This window comes from Rufibacter aurantiacus (assembly GCF_017916345.1).
Lineage (GTDB): Bacteria > Bacteroidota > Bacteroidia > Cytophagales > Hymenobacteraceae > Nibribacter > Nibribacter roseolus.
The window spans coordinates 174,822-191,749 of the sequence record NZ_JAFMSV010000003.1 but is presented as its reverse complement, the minus strand read 5'-3'; the positions used below and the strand labels follow the sequence as shown (position 1 = coordinate 191,749).

Annotated in this window: 13 protein-coding genes; 8 read left to right on the top strand and 5 right to left on the bottom strand. The window is 51.5% G+C overall.

What is annotated here, in order from left to right; translation table 11 throughout:
- The first annotated feature begins 257 nt into the window (after window positions 1–257).
- Window positions 258–1,616, top strand: a complete 1,359-nt coding sequence (locus tag J3P34_RS11360) for a sigma-54-dependent transcriptional regulator (protein ID WP_210488796.1) — start codon at window positions 258–260, stop codon at window positions 1,614–1,616.
- Window positions 1,606–2,958, top strand: coding sequence for a sensor histidine kinase (locus J3P34_RS11355; RefSeq protein ID WP_210488794.1), 1,353 nt, complete (start codon window positions 1,606–1,608; stop codon window positions 2,956–2,958). The genes J3P34_RS11360 and J3P34_RS11355 overlap by 11 nt, the downstream gene beginning before the upstream one ends.
- A gap of 378 nt (window positions 2,959–3,336) precedes the next feature.
- Here the strand turns inward: J3P34_RS11355 and J3P34_RS11350 are convergent, their stop codons facing one another.
- From J3P34_RS11350 to J3P34_RS11335, 4 genes are all read right to left on the bottom strand, one after another.
- A complete protein-coding gene (locus J3P34_RS11350) occupies window positions 3,337–4,740 on the bottom strand; it encodes a Gfo/Idh/MocA family protein (RefSeq protein ID WP_210488792.1) in 1,404 nt (467 codons plus the stop codon).
- Window positions 4,741–5,249: 509 nt separating this feature from the next.
- Window positions 5,250–6,434 carry an MFS transporter gene (locus J3P34_RS11345; protein ID WP_246853684.1) on the bottom strand — a complete coding sequence of 395 codons (1,185 nt, stop codon included), beginning with the start codon at window positions 6,432–6,434 and terminating at the stop codon, window positions 5,250–5,252.
- 365 nt (window positions 6,435–6,799) lie between these two features.
- On the bottom strand, window positions 6,800–7,825 hold the full coding sequence (locus J3P34_RS11340; protein ID WP_210488790.1) for an adenylate/guanylate cyclase domain-containing protein: 1,026 nt from the start codon (window positions 7,823–7,825) through the stop codon (window positions 6,800–6,802).
- A 156-nt stretch (window positions 7,826–7,981) separates the two neighbouring features.
- Complete coding sequence (locus J3P34_RS11335) at window positions 7,982–8,776, bottom strand: thymidylate synthase (RefSeq protein ID WP_210488788.1); 795 nt, start codon at window positions 8,774–8,776, stop codon at window positions 7,982–7,984.
- Between the two features lie 292 nt (window positions 8,777–9,068).
- Here J3P34_RS11335 and J3P34_RS11330 point away from each other — a divergent pair, with 292 nt between their 5' ends.
- From J3P34_RS11330 to J3P34_RS11310, 5 genes are all read left to right on the top strand, one after another.
- Window positions 9,069–10,850, top strand: a complete 1,782-nt coding sequence (locus J3P34_RS11330) for a DUF885 domain-containing protein (RefSeq protein ID WP_210488786.1) — start codon at window positions 9,069–9,071, stop codon at window positions 10,848–10,850.
- 566 nt (window positions 10,851–11,416) lie between these two features.
- The gene (locus J3P34_RS11325) at window positions 11,417–12,262 is read left to right on the top strand and encodes a hypothetical protein (RefSeq protein WP_210488784.1); all 846 of its coding nucleotides are present in this window, start codon (window positions 11,417–11,419) and stop codon (window positions 12,260–12,262) included.
- The gene (locus J3P34_RS11320) at window positions 12,259–12,624 is read left to right on the top strand and encodes a cupin domain-containing protein (protein ID WP_210488782.1); all 366 of its coding nucleotides are present in this window, start codon (window positions 12,259–12,261) and stop codon (window positions 12,622–12,624) included. Before J3P34_RS11325 ends, J3P34_RS11320 begins: the two co-directional genes overlap by 4 nt.
- 101 nt (window positions 12,625–12,725) lie before the next feature.
- Entirely contained in the window at window positions 12,726–14,690 is a 1,965-nt protein-coding gene (locus J3P34_RS11315) for an AAA domain-containing protein (protein WP_210488780.1), read from the top strand.
- A gap of 156 nt (window positions 14,691–14,846) precedes the next feature.
- Complete coding sequence (locus J3P34_RS11310) at window positions 14,847–15,359, top strand: FKBP-type peptidyl-prolyl cis-trans isomerase (protein WP_210464779.1); 513 nt, start codon at window positions 14,847–14,849, stop codon at window positions 15,357–15,359.
- 349 nt (window positions 15,360–15,708) lie between these two features.
- Here the strand turns inward: J3P34_RS11310 and J3P34_RS11305 are convergent, their stop codons facing one another.
- Window positions 15,709–16,302 (bottom strand): acyl carrier protein phosphodiesterase, encoded by a 594-nt coding sequence (locus J3P34_RS11305; protein WP_210488777.1) that lies wholly within the window; start codon window positions 16,300–16,302, stop codon window positions 15,709–15,711.
- Between the two features lie 120 nt (window positions 16,303–16,422).
- Here J3P34_RS11305 and J3P34_RS11300 point away from each other — a divergent pair, with 120 nt between their 5' ends.
- Window positions 16,423–16,926, top strand: a complete 504-nt coding sequence (locus J3P34_RS11300) for a pyridoxamine 5'-phosphate oxidase family protein (RefSeq protein ID WP_210488775.1) — start codon at window positions 16,423–16,425, stop codon at window positions 16,924–16,926.
- The last annotated feature ends 2 nt before the right edge of the window (window positions 16,927–16,928 follow it).

Below are 16,928 nucleotides of genomic sequence, written 5' to 3'. Positions count from 1 at the left end.
TCGCACGTGCTGTAGCCAGGCCTCTACCTAAAAACATTCACTTTCAGGCAGTTGTAAGAGTGGCATAATTATCGTTTTTTCGTCTGGCAGAAGATAGGTTGGATTTCCTTTCTAAAACATGCGCCATCCGGATTCCTGTTTTAGGCCTGTTTTCCTGAAATGAGCCTGTAAACAAACTTCTTCCAGCAAATGCCTGGGCAGTATAACCACTGCGATCTGATGATGACAAACCTACCTACCCTTTATACCTTTTACCTATGCAATTGAAGAAGGCCTCCGTTCTGGTGATAGATGATGACCCCGATGTGCTGACCGCGGTCCGGCTCCTGCTGCGGCCTCAGGTAAAAGAGATTGTGGTTGATAAAAACCCCGAGAACATTTCCTCCCTTTTAAAGCAGCACAGCTTTGACGTGATCTTGCTGGACATGAATTTCGCCTCTTCCATCAACACGGGCAACGAGGGCATTTTCTGGCTAAAAGAGATAAAACGCCTCAAATCCAGCGCCGCCGTGATCATGATCACCGCCTACGGCGATATTGACCTGGCCATCAGGTCGCTCAAGGAAGGCGCCTATGATTTTGTAGTAAAGCCCTGGCACAATGAAAAACTCCTGAACACCCTGCAGGAAGCGGTAAGCGGACAAGTGAAAGGCGCGTCCAAATCATCGGATCCAGACAAAAACGCTGGCTTTGGAATGGAACTGCTGGGCGAGTCGGAGGCCATGCAGGACATTTTCTACAAGATAAAGAAAGTAGCACCCACCGATGCCAACATCCTCATTCTGGGTGAAAATGGTACGGGCAAAGAACTCATCGCCAAGGCACTGCACCAACATTCTCTCAGGGCTAGCCAGCCGTTCATCAAAGTAGACGTAGGCGCGCTCACCGAGTCATTGTTTGAAAGTGAGTTGTTCGGGCACAAGAAAGGCGCCTTTACCGATGCCCGGGAAGAACGCGCAGGCAGGTTTGAGGCGGCGAACAAAGGCACCATTTTCCTGGACGAGATAGGAAACATCTCCTTGCAGCAGCAGGCCAAACTTTTGAGCGTGCTGCAAAACCGGCAGGTGATACGCGTAGGCTCCAACGAGCCCATCAACGTGGATGTGCGGCTTTTGTGCGCCACCAACGTTTCTCTAGCCGACCTGGCCAGCGATGCCCGTTTCCGGAAAGACTTGATCTACCGCATCAATACCGTGGAGATTGTGGTGCCGCCCCTGCGCAAACGGGGCAATGATGTGATCTTGCTGGCCCGCCACTACATCAAAGTCTACTCAGAAAAGTACCTGAAACCACAGCTGGACCTCACTAGTCGGGCCATAGAGAAACTAAAAAGTTATCCTTTCCCCGGCAACGTGCGTGAGTTGCAATACGCCATTGAGCGCGCCGTGATCATGGCCGATGACCACGCCTTAGACGCAAAGGACATCATCTTCTCCCCTATTGAATCGGCCCCTGAGATTAGCACTCAAACTACTGCTACCAACCTGGAGGAACTGGAGAAAGCCACCATCATCCGGGTACTGGAGAAACACAACGGGGTCATGACCAAAGCCGCTAAGGAACTGGGTATCACCCGCACCGCGCTGTATAGAAGACTAGGCAAGTATGAGCTTTAAGAATTTTGAGGCCAAGCTGCTGCTGCGGGTTTTCCTGCTGCTCCTGACGTTGAGCACGCCTTCCATTGTCATTGTCAAAGGTTGGTCCGAGTTGCTGGTGTTTTTGGTGCCGCTGCTACTCTACCAGGTGTACGAGTTGTACCATTTCCTGAAAAAAGCCCAGGAAGAGCTGAACCTGTTCATTGAGGCCATCCACTACCGCGACTTTAACCGCTACTTCAGTGAGAAGCCTACCTCGCCGCAGTTGTTGCACCTGAGAAAAGGCTTCAACCAGATCAACACCACCTTCAAGACCATTAACCAGGAAAAAGAAACCCAACACCAGCACCTACAACGTATTCTGGAGCTGGTAGACACGGGCATCATGTCTTATGACCTTGACAGCGGCGAAGTGGTGTTGATGAACGAATCCCTGAAAAAGCTCCTGCAGATGCCTTTCCTGAAATCGGTGCATGCGCTGGAGAGACGGGACCCCAGCATGTACGCCGAGGTGCAGAGCCTGCCGCCGGGTCACCCCAAGATTGCCCTTATCCAAACGCCCAGCCTGGAACGAAGCACCTACAAGTTCATGCTCTCGGCCACGGTTTTCCAGAATGAAGGCAGAAGGTACAAGCTGGTGGCTTTCCAGAACGTGAACGATGCCCTGGAAGAAACCGAATCGGCAGCCTGGCAGAAGCTTTTGAACGTGATGACCCACGAGATCATGAACTCCATCGCGCCCATCTCTTCCCTAGCTGATACCCTGAAAGATAGGCTGCAAATCACGGTATCCAACGGCGTCTCGGCCACTGATCTGGAGGATCTGGAAGAAGGCATCAGTACGATCAAATACCGCAGTCAGGGATTGTTGAAGTTCGCGCAGACCTACCGCAACCTGAGCAAGATCACGCACCTGAACAAAGAGCGCCTTTTAATACAGGACATTTTCCAGAACCTGCGCCGCCTTATGCTGCCTTCCCTGGCCCAGAAGAACATCCAGCTTAACCTACTTCTCCAGGACGAAAACCTAACCTTAGAAGCAGATCCAAACCTGCTGGACCAGGTACTGATCAACCTGCTGGTCAACGCCGTTGATGCCGTAAAAGAACAACCCGCCCCCGAAATCACCCTGTCTGCCTATGCTTCCTCAGAGGGAAAAGTAGTGCTCAAAATCTCCGACAACGGCAGCGGCATGTCAAAGCAAGTGCAGGAGAAAATCTTTATTCCGTTCTTCAGCAGCAAGAAAAACGGCAGCGGCATTGGCCTTAGCCTCTGCAAACAGATCATCATGCTGCACAAAGGCACCATCCAGGTACAGTCTGAAGAAGGCAAAGGCACCTCGTTTTTCCTGTTCTTTAAATAAATCGGGCTTAAAACGGGAATGCCTTCTCATACCTTCCTCTTTACAGGCCTAAGGTGATTCATTCCTCCAAAAAACCTGATTCAAGTTTTCAACTTGGACCTACCATGGCCGCAAGTTTGCAACTTCCGTGAGGCGAAAGGCTCAAACCGGCTTTGCTGATCAGAAAACATGAAGCTTGTTACCAAAATAGATCTGCCGGAGTTGGTGTTATAAAGCTTAAGGGAAACCACAAGGATTTGCCCCTTCATTTCAATTTCTGTTATCAGCAGGAATATTCATCACCCTACCCCCTTCAAAGGGGGACGGAATGCGTGCTCAGCATAGTTTCGGGGTGGATTACGAAAACAGGTTTTATATCAAGGCCAAAGTTCCTGCAATTTACTCCAACTTCGGTTCTGGTCCTCTGAATGCGTCTTTTTTGGCTACGGCAGGAAGTTTTACCGGGCGGCCTTCTTTAGCGGATTGATAGATAGCTTCCATGATGCGGTGATCTTGCAGACCTTCTTCGCCGGGGGTGTAGGGTGTTAGGTCTTTCAGCACGCACTCAGAGAAATGATCCATCTCGGTGGCAAATTGGTTTTTGTGGGCTATGTCAATGTCTTCTTTCCGGACCAGCATTCCGTCGGCGCGGGAGGTTTTCATTTGCTGGCCGGTATAAGAGAAAGCCGGGTCCATGTTAATCCAGCCGCGCTCGCAGAGCACCCGGTAACGGCGGCTCTCGTGGGTGTTGTAGTGGGTGGCACAAGAGGCGTAGATGCCATTGGGGAACTTCATCTGCCAGGACATCAGCTCTTCCACTTCCTTGAACAACGGGTTACCCGGCGTGCTGTATTGGTAGGCTGAGACCTCAGTGGGTTCTGTGCCTAGCAAAAAACGCAACGTGTTGAGACAGTACAAACCGATATCGGGCAGGGCCCCGCCCCCGGCCAAGGCTTTCTTGTGCCGCCAATGTTCTGGGTTGGCCGAACTCTGGCAGTTGAAGGCTTCGATGAACTTTACTTCGCCAAACTTCTTGTCCTGCACCAACTGCCGAACGTGCCGGTTGTATGGCTCGTACTGGATACGGTAAGCCACCATAAGTTTGCGGTTGGCTTTACGGCAAGCGTCAATCATAGCCTGGCATTCTGCCGAGGAGTTGGCCATGGGTTTCTCGCAGAGGATGTGTTTGCCCGCTTTGGCGCCCCTGATGGTGTACTCGGCGTGGAGAGCGTTGGGCAGCACAATGTAAATGACCTGCACCTCGGGGTTGTCTTTGAGCTGGTCGTAGGTCTCGTAGCTGTAACAGTTCTCTGGTTTGATGCCGTACTGCTGGGCTACCTTGCCCATTTTCTCGGGACTGCCGCTCACCAGCGCCACCGGTTTTGATTTCTTGCACTGCCCAAAGGCGGGCAGCAACTCTTCCAAAGTTAAATGGCCCAGTCCTACCAGGGCATAGCCCACCCGCTGATCAGGTGGCATAGGCGTAGGCGTGGGTCCGGACTGCCGGTCGGCGTCTGATTTCCAGGCTTCCAATTTGATGGGCTCGTCTGGCTTGGAAGGTACCTGCGCCGGGGGTGAGACCGCGGGGAGTTTGGGTACGTTCTGGTCGGTGGGTGTGGCATTACCTCCTGAACCGGTGGCTTGCCCCGAGGGAGCCGTTTTGGTGGTTTGGCATGAAGCCATGAGCCCTCCTACCACGCCGGCAGCCATGCCTTTGCCGGCCATCTGCAGGAAACTTTTCCGGCTTACCGGTTGGGTGAATTCATCTGGTACCAGTTTCAACAGTCTGTCTAGGGGAAACATACTATCTAGTTTAAATGAAACAGGAAACGCCTGCCTTCCTGACAGACCTCTTTTCTAAACCACCTTTAACTTGAAAGGTTTATGAGAAAAGGCTAATGGGCTAGAAGACACCCTGCAAACAAGGGCTATATAAGTTGGAAGATCCGTAAGCTGGCACGGATGTAGATGCCTCCGGCTAGGGTCCAATTTTTCATTATCAGATTTAAACGGCAATTCCTCTACATCGGTGTGTACCCTGACATACCGAAACCTTTCCAAAAAGAGTTGTGTGCTGCTTTGGGCTGACAAGGGACAGCCCAAGGAAAGGTAGAGGGAATTTGAAGCTAAGTTCAGGAGAGTTTCAGATTAAAAAATGAATCCTTATAAACCATTACGGTCACTGACCTGAGCTCAAAGTAGGTTCTTCCATACAGGTAATGCTTTCCTTTTCAGCCTCTTTTTACAAAAACAGCTTTAAAACAGAATCGCAGAAGCATGCATTGAGTTGACATTGTCTTTTCTCACTTAGCTTACTTTCTCCTTAACAGATGGCGCATGGCCACCAAACCCAATAGCGGGCCTAGGGCCAGGAACAGAAACCAGTACCGGGGAGAAACCTCGGCTTGCAGACTGCGCAGGAATTGGATACTCACGATGGTAATGGCAAACCCCAGGGAGTTCACGATGGTCAGCGCCGTGCCTTTAACTTGCGCCGGGGCGAATTGGGCCACCAGCGTGGAGAACTGCGGAGAATCCATGACCACGGCCAGCCCCCACACCAACAACAAGCCCAGGAATAACGGCAAGGACATCTGGAACAGCCAGGGTGATAACAGGCAGCACCCCATGGAAACCGCCAATGCCCCGAAAGCCGTTTTGGCGCTCCCGATGGTCCCGGCCAGATAACCACCGGCCACGCATGCAAGGGCGCCCACCGCAATAATGGTAAAGGAGAGTAAAGGATTGTTGAGGGGCGTTCCTGGGTGTGCCTCGGCGTAGAGGGTCAGGATGACCGGCACCAACGCCCAGAACGTGTACAACTCCCACATGTGCCCAAAATACCCAAAGGCGGCCGCCCGAAATTCCTTTTGCCTGAAGATCTGGAAAAAGGCCCTGAAATCTGGCTGGCTGCTGCGGCTTCTGAAGGGTCCGTCCGGCACCAGTGCAAACAAACTGAACCCGCCTAGCACGGCTAAGCTTGAGGTGGCCCAGATCACATATCGCCAAGGCAGTCCCTGGGTAAGGCTCTTGAGCAGATGGGGGAACGCCGTGCCTAATACCAATGCCCCTACCAAAAATCCCAAAGCTTTTCCCAAACCTTTCTGGTGGTAATCTGCCGCTATCTTCATACCCACCGGATAGATACCGGCCAGGCAAAAGCCCGTCAGAAATCTGGAAATCACCAGGGCCGGAAAACCATTGGCCAGCAGAAGGCTCAAATTGAATCCCGCTCCTGCCACTGCGCACACCATGAAAACTTTGGATGGCGAAAAGCGGTCAGAAATAGTAAAAACGGCAAAAACGAGCGTTCCCAAGATAAAGCCAAACTGCACCGCCGATGTTAAATGACTCAGAGAACTGGCCTCCAGATGAAACAGCGGAATAAGATTAGGTAGCACGGCATTTCCCGCAAACCACAAAGAGGTGCAGGCAAACTGGGCCAGCACGATGGTAGGGAGGATGCGTTTTGAAATTATTGGTGACGGATGCTTCAAATGGCTGTTGGGGTTAATGCGGAAAGCAATTTATGCGGTACCACATCGCTTTTGAAATGGCTAGCACTTGATTCCAGCCCAAATGTATAAAAATGGGCTGACCAGAAACTACTCGGCAGCCCATTGCCTTGCGTTTATTTCTTTGGCCTGTTTACCAGGAGATATCCCCTCCGTATTAAATCCTCTCCGAAAGTTTTCCCATCTAAATCTTTTCTGGTGATTTAGGCTGATTTCCAAGGCATCTGCTTGATCATCTATATAATTGGCGGCTTTACAGGAAGAGAAAACAGCTATCAAAAGGAAATAAGATTTAGTCGCAGATCATCATCCAAATGTTAGGGCAAGATGAAAGCGGCCTTCCATTATTAGCTTGCCATCACACTGAAAAGCTCAACCTCAGATTCTTTACCCCGCAGGATTACAGTATCCAATTTCTCCCAATGGAAACCATTCCTTTGGTCAAGTTGGCTTCTGAGAAGCCCGGAAACGAGGCAATCCCGCTGATATTTATTGCATTCATTCTGGATGCGGGAGGTAGTATTGAGCACATCCCCGTTATACACGATCTCCCTTTTCAGATCCCCAATCTGGGCGCTGATGACTTTCCCAAAATGCAGACCGGCCTTGAACTCCGGATTGATGCCAAAATCCCTGAGGTAGTACTCGCTGTTTCTTTGCAACCTTTCCTTGAACAGGAAAAATGCCTTGAGGCAATTAGAGTTCTCCAGGCCATGCGCCACCTTCCAGGTAAGCACTACCTCGTCGCCTATGTATTGGTAGATTTCGGCCCTGGTCTGAAGAACGGGTTGCGAAATCTCATGGAATACCTCATTCAACAGCTTGTAAAAACGCACATGCCCTAACTTCTCAGCTATGGTAGTGGAAGATTTCATATCCAGGAACATAAAGATCCGCTCCTCCTCCCTTGGCCGGTGGTATTTGCCCCTGATGAACTTCCATAGTACACCTTCTCCCAACAAATGGTTGATCTGAAGAAAGAACACGAGCAGCCCGTAGATGACAAGGGTATAAATGACTAATACTGCTTGATGCAAAGAGGCCAAAGCACCCGGGAGCTCACTAAATTCACGCCCTTCAGATAAACCATATACAATGAGAAGTGCAATGGTGATCATGTAAATGACTACGGTATAAAGGACGGTTTTGACCACCAGAATAGTGGTAAAGGACCACCGCCTGAACAAGGTCTCGGCGTTTGGAAAAATAAACAGTTCCAGAAGGCCAAAAAACAAGCCTAACGGGAAACCAACCATGACGCTGTTATAATCCAGGCGCTCCTCATCAATGAGTTGGTAAAGGACCCCGGCAAAACTCGTAAAGAGGCAGATTAAGCCAAGGGTCCTGAATTTTCTGGCTAGGTTTGGGTTCATGTGAGCATTATTAAACGTTTAAATAATCTTAAACAGTCAGTTGGTCTCACAAGTACTGGTTGCGCCAAGCCTCTCAGTGTGCCATGAACGAAGGCTCTGATGAGAAAAACCCTGGCGAAGCGTACAAACCCAAAACGCTTTGTTCTGTCAGTTCGGTCACACCGCCACCGGCGCTTTTATGCCCGGCCAAGGCTCATAGGCTTCCAGCGTGAAGTCCTCAAAAGAGAACCCGAAGATATCTTTCACCTCAGGGTTCAATTTCATTTTAGGTAAAGGCCGCGGCTCTCGGGAAAGCTGCAACTCAGTTTGCTCCAGGTGGTTTGTGTAGAGGTGCGTGTCGCCGCCGGTCCAGATGAACTCGCCGGGTTCAAGGTCGCACACCTGGGCTACCATCATAGTGAGCAGCGCATAAGAGGCGATGTTGAAAGGCACACCCAGGAACACATCGGCAGAGCGTTGGTAGAGTTGGCAGGAAAGTTTGCCATCGGCTACGTAGAATTGGAAAAACGCATGGCAAGGCGGCAGTTTCATATTGTTGACCTCGGCCACGTTCCAGGCACTTACAATAAGGCGGCGGGAGTCGGGGTTGTTTTTGATCTGGTTGATTACCTGGGTGATCTGGTCAATGTGCCCCCCGTCCGGAGTTGGCCAGGAGCGCCACTGCGACCCATAAACCGGACCCAAATCGCCGTTCTCATCGGCCCACTCGTTCCAGATGCTCACGCCCCGCTCCTGCAGCCAGCGAACGTTGGTTTCCCCACGCAGAAACCACAGCAGCTCGTAGATAATAGACTTCAGGTGCACCTTTTTGGTAGTCACCAGCGGAAAGCCTTCCTGCAGGTTGAACCGCATCTGGTAACCGAACACACTCAGCGTACCGGTGCCGGTACGGTCTTCTTTCTTCACGCCGTTGTCCAGAATGTGGCGCATTAAATCAAGGTAAGCCTGCATATGATCAAAAAGAAATGGCAATTAGGAAATAGTGATTATAAGCCTGAAGATAGCAAAAAGTGACCATTCCCAAAGCCGATACTCTAAAAGTGCTCCCTCCTGTCCTGTGAAAGGAGAACCTATAAATGCCCTCTGACTTCAACCTGTTTTAAAGGCATTTTCCGGAAAACACCTCAAAAACAGAGGGTTTAAACGTAGAACCTAAATTTTCCCTCGGCTTAGTGGGAGAAGTAGCGTGCCAAGCCTTTTGTTACTTATCTTAGAGCCCTTACCCAACTACAAAAAAGATTCTATGAAAAAATTGATGCTATCGGCTGTATTGGCCGGAGCGCTGCTTTCTTCCTGTCAGAAAAAGGCAGATTCCACCGCGGCCAACGTGGCCAATAACCCGCAGCTTACCACAATGTTTGAGCAGTACTGGGATCAGAATGCCCGGTTCTTCCCCCTGGAGGCCACCGCCCAGGGCGATAACCGGTACAACCACCTCCTGCCCAATGATAATACCCAAGCCTTTAGGGACAGCCTCAGAACCTTCTACCAGCAGTACCAGGACAAGCTGCACCAGTTCAAGCGAGAGGACCTGAACGCCAACGACCAGATCAGCTACGACATCTTCGAATACGAAACCAAGACCCGGCTGGAAGGGCTTAAGCTTAACACCTGGATGATCCCGTTCCAACAGTTCTGGGGGTTGCCGCTTACCATGGGCCAGTTGGGCTCGGGCACCGGAAACCAGCCGTTCAAAAACACCAAAGATTACGAGAACTGGTTAGGCCGTGTGCAGGGCTTCACCGTCTGGGCCGATAGCGCCATCAGCAATCTCAGAAGAGGCATGGCGGCGGGTGTGGTACTGCCCAAACCCCTTGTGACCAAGATGATCCCGCAGATGAAAAGCATGGTGGTGTCTGATCCTACCAAAAGCTTGTTTTACGGGCCTATCCAGAATTTCCCAGCGGAGGTTCCGGCGGCGGACCGTCAGCGCCTGACCCAGGCCTACAAACAAGCCATCAGCACGCAGTTAGTGCCCACTTACCAGAAACTGGCCACTTTTCTGCAGCAGGAGTATTTACCCAAATCCCGCACCAATACTGGCATAAAGGATATTCCCGGAGGCAAGGACCTGTACACCTATTACGTGAAGTACTGGACCACCACTGACCAGACACCAAACGAAATCTACAAAACCGGTCAGCAGGAAGTGAAGCGCATCCACGGCGAAATGGTGAAGGTGAAAGACCAGGTGGGCTTCAAGGGCAACATGGAGGAGTTCTTCACCTACCTCCGCAACGACCCCAAATTCACGCCTTACAAGAATCCGGAGGAGGTTCTGAACGCCTTCCGATCTATCCAAGCCAAGATAGCGCCCAACCTGCAGAAGATGTTCGGCCGCACGCCTAAAACCCCGTTTGAGATTCGGCAAACCGAGGCTTTCCGGGCCGCCTCCGCCTCGGCTGAATACAACCAAGGCTCTCCGGACGGCTCACGTCCTGGTATCTTCTACGTGCCCATCTTAGATGCCACCAAGTTCAACACCACCTCGGGCATGGAGTCACTGTTCCTGCACGAAGCCATTCCGGGCCACCATTACCAGATCTCATTGCAGCAGGAAAACGAGAATCTTCCTAAGTTCCGCCGCTTCAACTGGTACGGGGCCTACGGCGAAGGCTGGGCGCTTTACACTGAGTCACTGGGCAAGGAACTGGGTCTTTACACCGATCCGTACCAATACATGGGCGCCCTGGGCGACGAGATGCACCGGGCCATCCGGCTGGTGGTAGACGTAGGCATGCACACCAAAGGCATGACCCGCGAGGAAGCCATCCAGTACATGATGGCCAACGAGGCCATTTCTGAGGAAGGCGCCATTGCCGAGATTGAGCGCTACATGGCCATTCCCGGGCAGGCCCTCTCCTACAAAATCGGGCAGTTGAAGATCAGGGAACTGCGTGACAAGTACGAGAAAGAATTAGGCGAACAGTTCAAGCTTTCCTCTTTCCATGATGAACTACTCAAAGACGGAAACATGCCGCTGAGTGTACTGGAAAAGAAAATGGACAACTGGGCGAAATCCTAGAAAAAGTAAATCCAGAATCCAGTCAAACTAATCATGGTTCATTGATCTCATGAACTATCAATCTAAAAGCCTGCAGACACCTCTCTGCAGGCTTTTATTTTTTTCATCCCAGGTTTGAACAAAGGTTTTTGGCTGTTTCTGCGGCTATTTAAACTTCCTATCATATTTATCCGCCTGCCGTGCGTTTTCCGTATGAAGAGAATACAGGTAGGCACTTCCCCCACGCTGCTGCAGATTACCTGTTTATTTGAAAAACAAAAATGTAGGGTACTGTTGAACCCGTTAGAACTGCCTCTGGAGTTGGCAGATGATTCACAGCTGTTAATTGAAATATTTTCATATATTAGATTCATTTACAAAGAGTGTGTCATAAGCTGCCAAGGAAGTGTTGTTCCTAGTTAAGGTCTCCAAACTGGTAAGTTGTAGCACCTGAAGTAAGATCTGGCAGGATTAATGTGAGTCATCTATCGTTTTTGGCGTATTTTTACCAATTCAATCCATAACCAGGAAGCTGGAAAACGGATAACCACCTTAAGTGCAAGCATTTATATTAGCATCTCTTATTTATGAAGATCGTATTCCCTGCCTTGATCGTTTTGAGTTTGCTGCAAACCGCTGGATCGGCCGTGGCCCAAACCCTTGCTACGCCTCCGGCCAGCAGCCAGCCCCCTGCCTCTAAGAAGCAAGACTCTAATCTGGGTTCTAAAGTGAATGCTATTATAAAGAACCAGAAACCACAGACTACTACCCCTCCGGCTAAGCCAAGTACGGCAGTGTCTACTTCCGCAGCCACTACTACCCAGACCCCGGCGGGCCAGACCAACCCCACTACCGCGGCGGCTGGAGCGGAGGCCACGGCGGCAGCCAGCAAACCATCTGCGGTAACCCAGAGGTTAAGCAAAGTAGACCGGCTTATTATTGAGCGGGAGCAGTTGGTGCTTAAGTATGACTACCTCAAAACCCAGAGCAACAATTTCTGGGGTAAAGCCTCTAAAGAGGATTTGCTGGCCGTGGTGGATGCCTTGAAAGAGGTGTTGCAGAAAGATGAGCAGATCATTCAGGCGGTAGAGCAGTCAAACCTGGAGACCCGCCGGGCCGTGGCTAAACGGGCCGCCGAACTGGAGGCCGAATCCAAGAAACTCAACAGCCAGGTGCGCGGCGACAAACGCGTGATCACCGACAACATCTACGACCTTAAAACCTCTTTGGCCAACGCCCAGAACCTGCTCCGGAACAAAGACCGCAAGATAAAAGACCTGGAAGAGCAACTGCAAGCGTCTAAAGATGCCAAGTTTGACCATGACGCCATTGCCGCTTTCTTCGCGATGCTGTGCCTGGTGTTGGTAGGTTATATTGTGCGGCTAAGAGGCCAGTTGACAAACATACGTGACCAGAAGCACGTGAAAGCATGAGTGAACGCCTGGTGCCCGCGGCCAAATACCTCACCTATACCGAGGCCATCGGGTTGTACAATGCCCTCACCCAGGTAGGCGTGGTGGCTCTGGTTAAAACCTGTGGACCGCCCAGTCTTCCCTTCGGGGATGGGTTATATTACCAGCTTCAGCTCCAGAAAAAAGACCTCGAAACGGCCCAGCCCGTTTTAGAGGAGTTTTCCCAAAAACAAGCCCAAATCAGCGAAGAGGCGCAAACCTGCCCCCACTGCGGCTCCGTATACGTATGGCCTGAGCGCGATTTGGCCTGGTGGAAAAAGCTGGTGTATGCCGGCACCACCGTGTACAAATGCCAGGACTGTGGCCATTCGTTTTTCGCCTAAAAAATAAGTAACAAGACGCTGGACATTAGACGAAGACCAAAAACTTAAAATTGAGACAAGTCTAACATCTAAATTCTAACATCTAGCGTCTAACCTTTTACATGGATAAAATTCTGAACGAATTATTAGATGTGCGGGCGCTCCTGAAACTGGAGCAGGACGAGGACCGCAAGCAATACCAACTCAAAAACGCCCAGACCAGCATCACCGAGCGTAAGCGCCTCGGCATCTGCTGGTATCCGGTGAACGTGATCAAACAGCAGGTGGGTTTCGGGAACAAGATGGTGGTGGAACTGGAGCGTATCTCGGGCCGAGACCAACTGCACATGTTCCAGGCTGGCTCCTCGGCGGCCTTGTTCACTAATGGCGAAGGCGGTTCTTTGAATGGCGTGGTACTGGAAGTGAAACGCAACAAACTGCGCCTGGCTACCTCCCGAGAAGACCTCCCCGACTGGATTGAAGGTGGTGCCCGCCTGGGCGTGGAACTGACCTTTGACGAGGTGAGTTACCGCGAGATGGAGTTTGCCCTTATGAAGGTGATGGAAGCGGAGAAATCCCGCCTGGCCCAACTACGCGATATCATCCTGGGTGCTGAGCCTGCCATCTTCCGCCGCGAGCGCGACTTCTCTCCTATTCCGGCGCTCAATGACTCGCAAAATGCGGCCGTCAAGAACATCATGCAAGCCAAAGATGTGGCCATCATCCACGGACCTCCGGGCACCGGCAAAACCACTACCCTGGTGCAGGCCATTCTGCAGACCCTGGCCGCCGGCGAGCGCAAACTCCTGGTCACCGCCCCCAGCAACACGGCTGTGGATTTGCTCACCGAAAAACTGGCCGAGCAGGATGTAAACGTCATCCGCATCGGGAATCCGTCAAGGGTGTCTGAGGTGCTGCTGGAGCATACGCTGGACTCCCAAATCATGCACCACCGCGATTACAAACAACTGAAGAAACTCCGGAAACAGGCCCAGGAATACAAGGCCATGGCCGGGCAATACAAGCGCAACTTCGGGCACGAGGAACGGCAGCAGCGCCAGTTCATGAAAGAGGAAAGCAAGCGCATCCTGTCCCAGGCCGATGACATAGAAGACTACATTACCGAGGATCTGCTGGACCACGTGGAGGTGATTACCTGCACCCTGGTGGGCTCCGCGAACCGTGCCATCCGCCACCTGCAGTATGACACCGTGTTCATTGACGAGGCCGCGCAAGCCCTGGAGCCTGCCTGCTGGATTCCCATTACCCGGGCTAACCGCGTGGTGCTGGCCGGTGACCACCATCAGTTGCCGCCCACTGTCAAATCCATAGCCGCAGAACGTGGCGGATTGGCCAGAACCCTGTTTGAGAAGTGTATAGAACGCCAACCGGAGACCGCTGTGATGCTCACTACCCAGTACCGCATGCATGAGCACATTATGGGCTTCTCCAACGGTCAGTTCTACCGCGGCGAGTTGCAGGCTCACGAGAGTGTGGCCTCGGCTACCCTGCCGGATGTGCACCCGGTGTTTCAGCCGGGGCTCATTGTGGAGTTCATTGACACGGCCGGCTGCGGCTTCAACGACCAGACCATTGGCGAAGGCAGTTCCACCGCCAACCCAGAGGAAGCCGATATTCTGATCAAGCACCTGGTGAACCTGCTTATGCCGTATGAACCCGTTGGCAAAGACGAGGAACTACCCGAGAGACCGCTGCGCATTGGCATCATCTCGCCGTACCGGGCCCAGATCAACTACCTCAATGACCAGGTAGAGCATCAGCCCAAACTGGCGGCTATGCAAGCCCGTCGGCAACTCTCAGTGGGTACCGTAGACTCTTTCCAGGGACAGGAGCGTGACATCATCTACATCAGCATGGTGCGCAGCAACCCCGAGGGTGAGATAGGTTTCCTGGCGGATATCAGGCGCATGAACGTGGCCATGACCCGGGCTAAAAAGAAGATGGTGATTGTGGGCGACAGTGCCACACTGGGGCAACACCCCTTCTACCAGGAATTCCTGGCTTACGCCGAGAACATTGGGGCTTACCGCAGCGCCTGGGAGCTGATTTCTACCGATACTGAATAAATCCTTTGGCGCTTCTGCCACGTTAGAGGCAATAAAGAGGCTTTTTACAAAACTATCTGATAAACGCTGGTCTCTCCTTTTGGCTCCGGCTAAAATGCGTGATACTTTCCGCTGAATTTCTACCTTTACATCTATCAACCATAAACGGTTCACCAAATGAAAATAGAAGAGAACAAAGTGGTGTCGCTCACCTACGAGCTACGTGTTACCGACGAAGAAGGCGAAGACACCCTGGTGGAAACTGCCGACGAAGAAAATCCAATGGTCTTTTTGTTTGGTGTGAGCGGCCTGCCCGAGAAATTTGAGCAGGAACTGGAAGGCAAATCTGCGGGCGATACGTTCAAATTCACCGTGGCCTCTGATGAAGGATATGGCGACCTAGATGAGTCTGCCATTGTACCGGTACCCAAGAATGTGTTTGAGATAGACGGCAAGATTGACGAGGAGATGGTGCAGGTGGGCAACTACATTCCCATGTCTGACAACGAAGGAAACCACATGCAGGGCCGCATTGTAAGCGTAGAGCCAGAGCACGTACTCATGGACTTCAACCACCCCCTGGCCGGCATGGACATGCACTTTGAAGGCAAAGTGATCAGCGTACGCGAAGCCACCAAGGAAGAAATCGCCCACGGCCACGTGCACGGCGAAGGCGGACACCATCATTAATAATTAAGAATTAGGAATTAAGAATTGACTTCTTCTTTTCTAATATCAAACAAAGGCCGTCTCTCGTGGGACGGCCTTTGTTTTTGGGCGTATTTTGGAAAAAGGTCCAATAATCTAATTATTTCCTTTACACTACCCTATAAATTAATCCTCTCAGACGACCCTGGTTCAAGTTTATAACTTGGACCTAAATTGCAGTAAGTTTGCAACTTCCATGAGGCATAAGCCTCATACTAACTATAGCTGATAAACCTTTCAGGATCTAAATTCTCCTTTAAGACATTTTTAAGTTGGAAAGGCACGGATGTAACTACCGCGTCAAAGAGAAGGGTCAAAGAAAATTTAATTTTTAATTTTTAATTCTTAATTCAATTTGTTGGGCAACATACGCCTGCAACTCAGGGAAGAACTGTTCAAAATCCTGGCGGTAGAAAGGGTAATTGAGTTCCAGTTCCTCGCCGGCTTTTTCCATGCCCGACTCAAAGGTGGCCCGGCTACTTAGGCCGCGCAGCGCTTTGGAGATGCCGGAGATCTGCGCGTAAGACACAAGCCAGTTGTGGGTGACCATGTACGGCAGGAAATGTTGTACCCGCTCGGGCAGCAGGTCTGGTTTAGCCTGGATCTGGGCGTAAGCCTCGGCGGCAAAGTGCTGTAAGGAAACCTGGCTGTAGAGGTGGAAATCAGAGGCCAGGAAATGGTCATAGAAGACATCAGCGACCACGCCGGCGTACTTCCGGAACTTGGGCCTGAGACGTTCCTTCGTATGGGTGACTACGGGGTGAGAATCGGTGAAGGAGTCTATGAGGCGGTGTAGCCTGATGCCCTCCTGCACGCGCGCCGGGTAGAGCAGGATCTGGGCACCGCGCACACCATCGGCAATGAAGTTACCCAGGCGCAGGTCCTCATCGTCACCGGAAAGAAATAAGTGGGCCAGGTAATTCAAAGCATCGGGTTTAAACCAAAGGTACGTATTCTGGTTATGAAACTACGATTGGCCCCAAAAAGAACCCTATCCGGGGACCACCCGTATTCCTGTAAAGCGTTTAACGACCTCATCTAAACTATGGAAAATCAACAAAACCAAAACCAGGGCGATTTAAAGGCCCTTATAGACAAGATCAAAGACATTGACACGGCCATGCTGAGCACGGTGGAGCCTGATGGCACCATCCGGTCCCGGCCCATGCGCCACATGCAGGTAGCCGAAGACGGGGTGATCTGGTTCTTCAACAGCCACCACTCGGCTAAAACCCACGAGATCAGAAATGACAGCCACGTAAATCTGAGTTACTCCAAACCAGGTGACCAGCTATACGTGTCGGTATCCGGACGGGCACAAGTACTCCGTGATCAGCAGAAAATAGACGAGCTCTGGAACCCTGCCATGAAAGCCTGGTTCCCGGAGGGCAAAGATGACCCGAACATCGGATTGCTGAAAGTGACCATTGACCAGGCCGAGTACTGGGATTCACCGAGCAGCGCAGTGGTCCATCTGTATGGAATGGTGAAAGCCGCTATCACGGGTGAGCCTGCCAGGCCCGGCGAAAACAAAAAGATCAATCTTTAGTT

Bases quoted from the DNA above. Each gene is read 5' to 3' on its own strand.
- J3P34_RS11360 (WP_210488796.1), top strand. From the start codon at position 258: ATGCAATTGAAGAAGGCCTCCGTTCTGGTGATAGATGATGACCCCGAT.
- J3P34_RS11355 (WP_210488794.1), top strand. From the start codon at position 1,606: ATGAGCTTTAAGAATTTTGAGGCCAAGCTGCTGCTGCGGGTTTTCCTG.
- J3P34_RS11350 (WP_210488792.1), bottom strand. From the start codon at position 4,740: ATGTTTCCCCTAGACAGACTGTTGAAACTGGTACCAGATGAATTCACC.
- J3P34_RS11340 (WP_210488790.1), bottom strand. From the start codon at position 7,825: ATGAACCCAAACCTAGCCAGAAAATTCAGGACCCTTGGCTTAATCTGC.
- J3P34_RS11335 (WP_210488788.1), bottom strand. From the start codon at position 8,776: ATGCAGGCTTACCTTGATTTAATGCGCCACATTCTGGACAACGGCGTG.
- J3P34_RS11330 (WP_210488786.1), top strand. From the start codon at position 9,069: ATGAAAAAATTGATGCTATCGGCTGTATTGGCCGGAGCGCTGCTTTCT.
- J3P34_RS11325 (WP_210488784.1), top strand. From the start codon at position 11,417: ATGAAGATCGTATTCCCTGCCTTGATCGTTTTGAGTTTGCTGCAAACC.
- J3P34_RS11320 (WP_210488782.1), top strand. From the start codon at position 12,259: ATGAGTGAACGCCTGGTGCCCGCGGCCAAATACCTCACCTATACCGAG.
- J3P34_RS11315 (WP_210488780.1), top strand. From the start codon at position 12,726: ATGGATAAAATTCTGAACGAATTATTAGATGTGCGGGCGCTCCTGAAA.
- J3P34_RS11310 (WP_210464779.1), top strand. From the start codon at position 14,847: ATGAAAATAGAAGAGAACAAAGTGGTGTCGCTCACCTACGAGCTACGT.
- J3P34_RS11300 (WP_210488775.1), top strand. From the start codon at position 16,423: ATGGAAAATCAACAAAACCAAAACCAGGGCGATTTAAAGGCCCTTATA.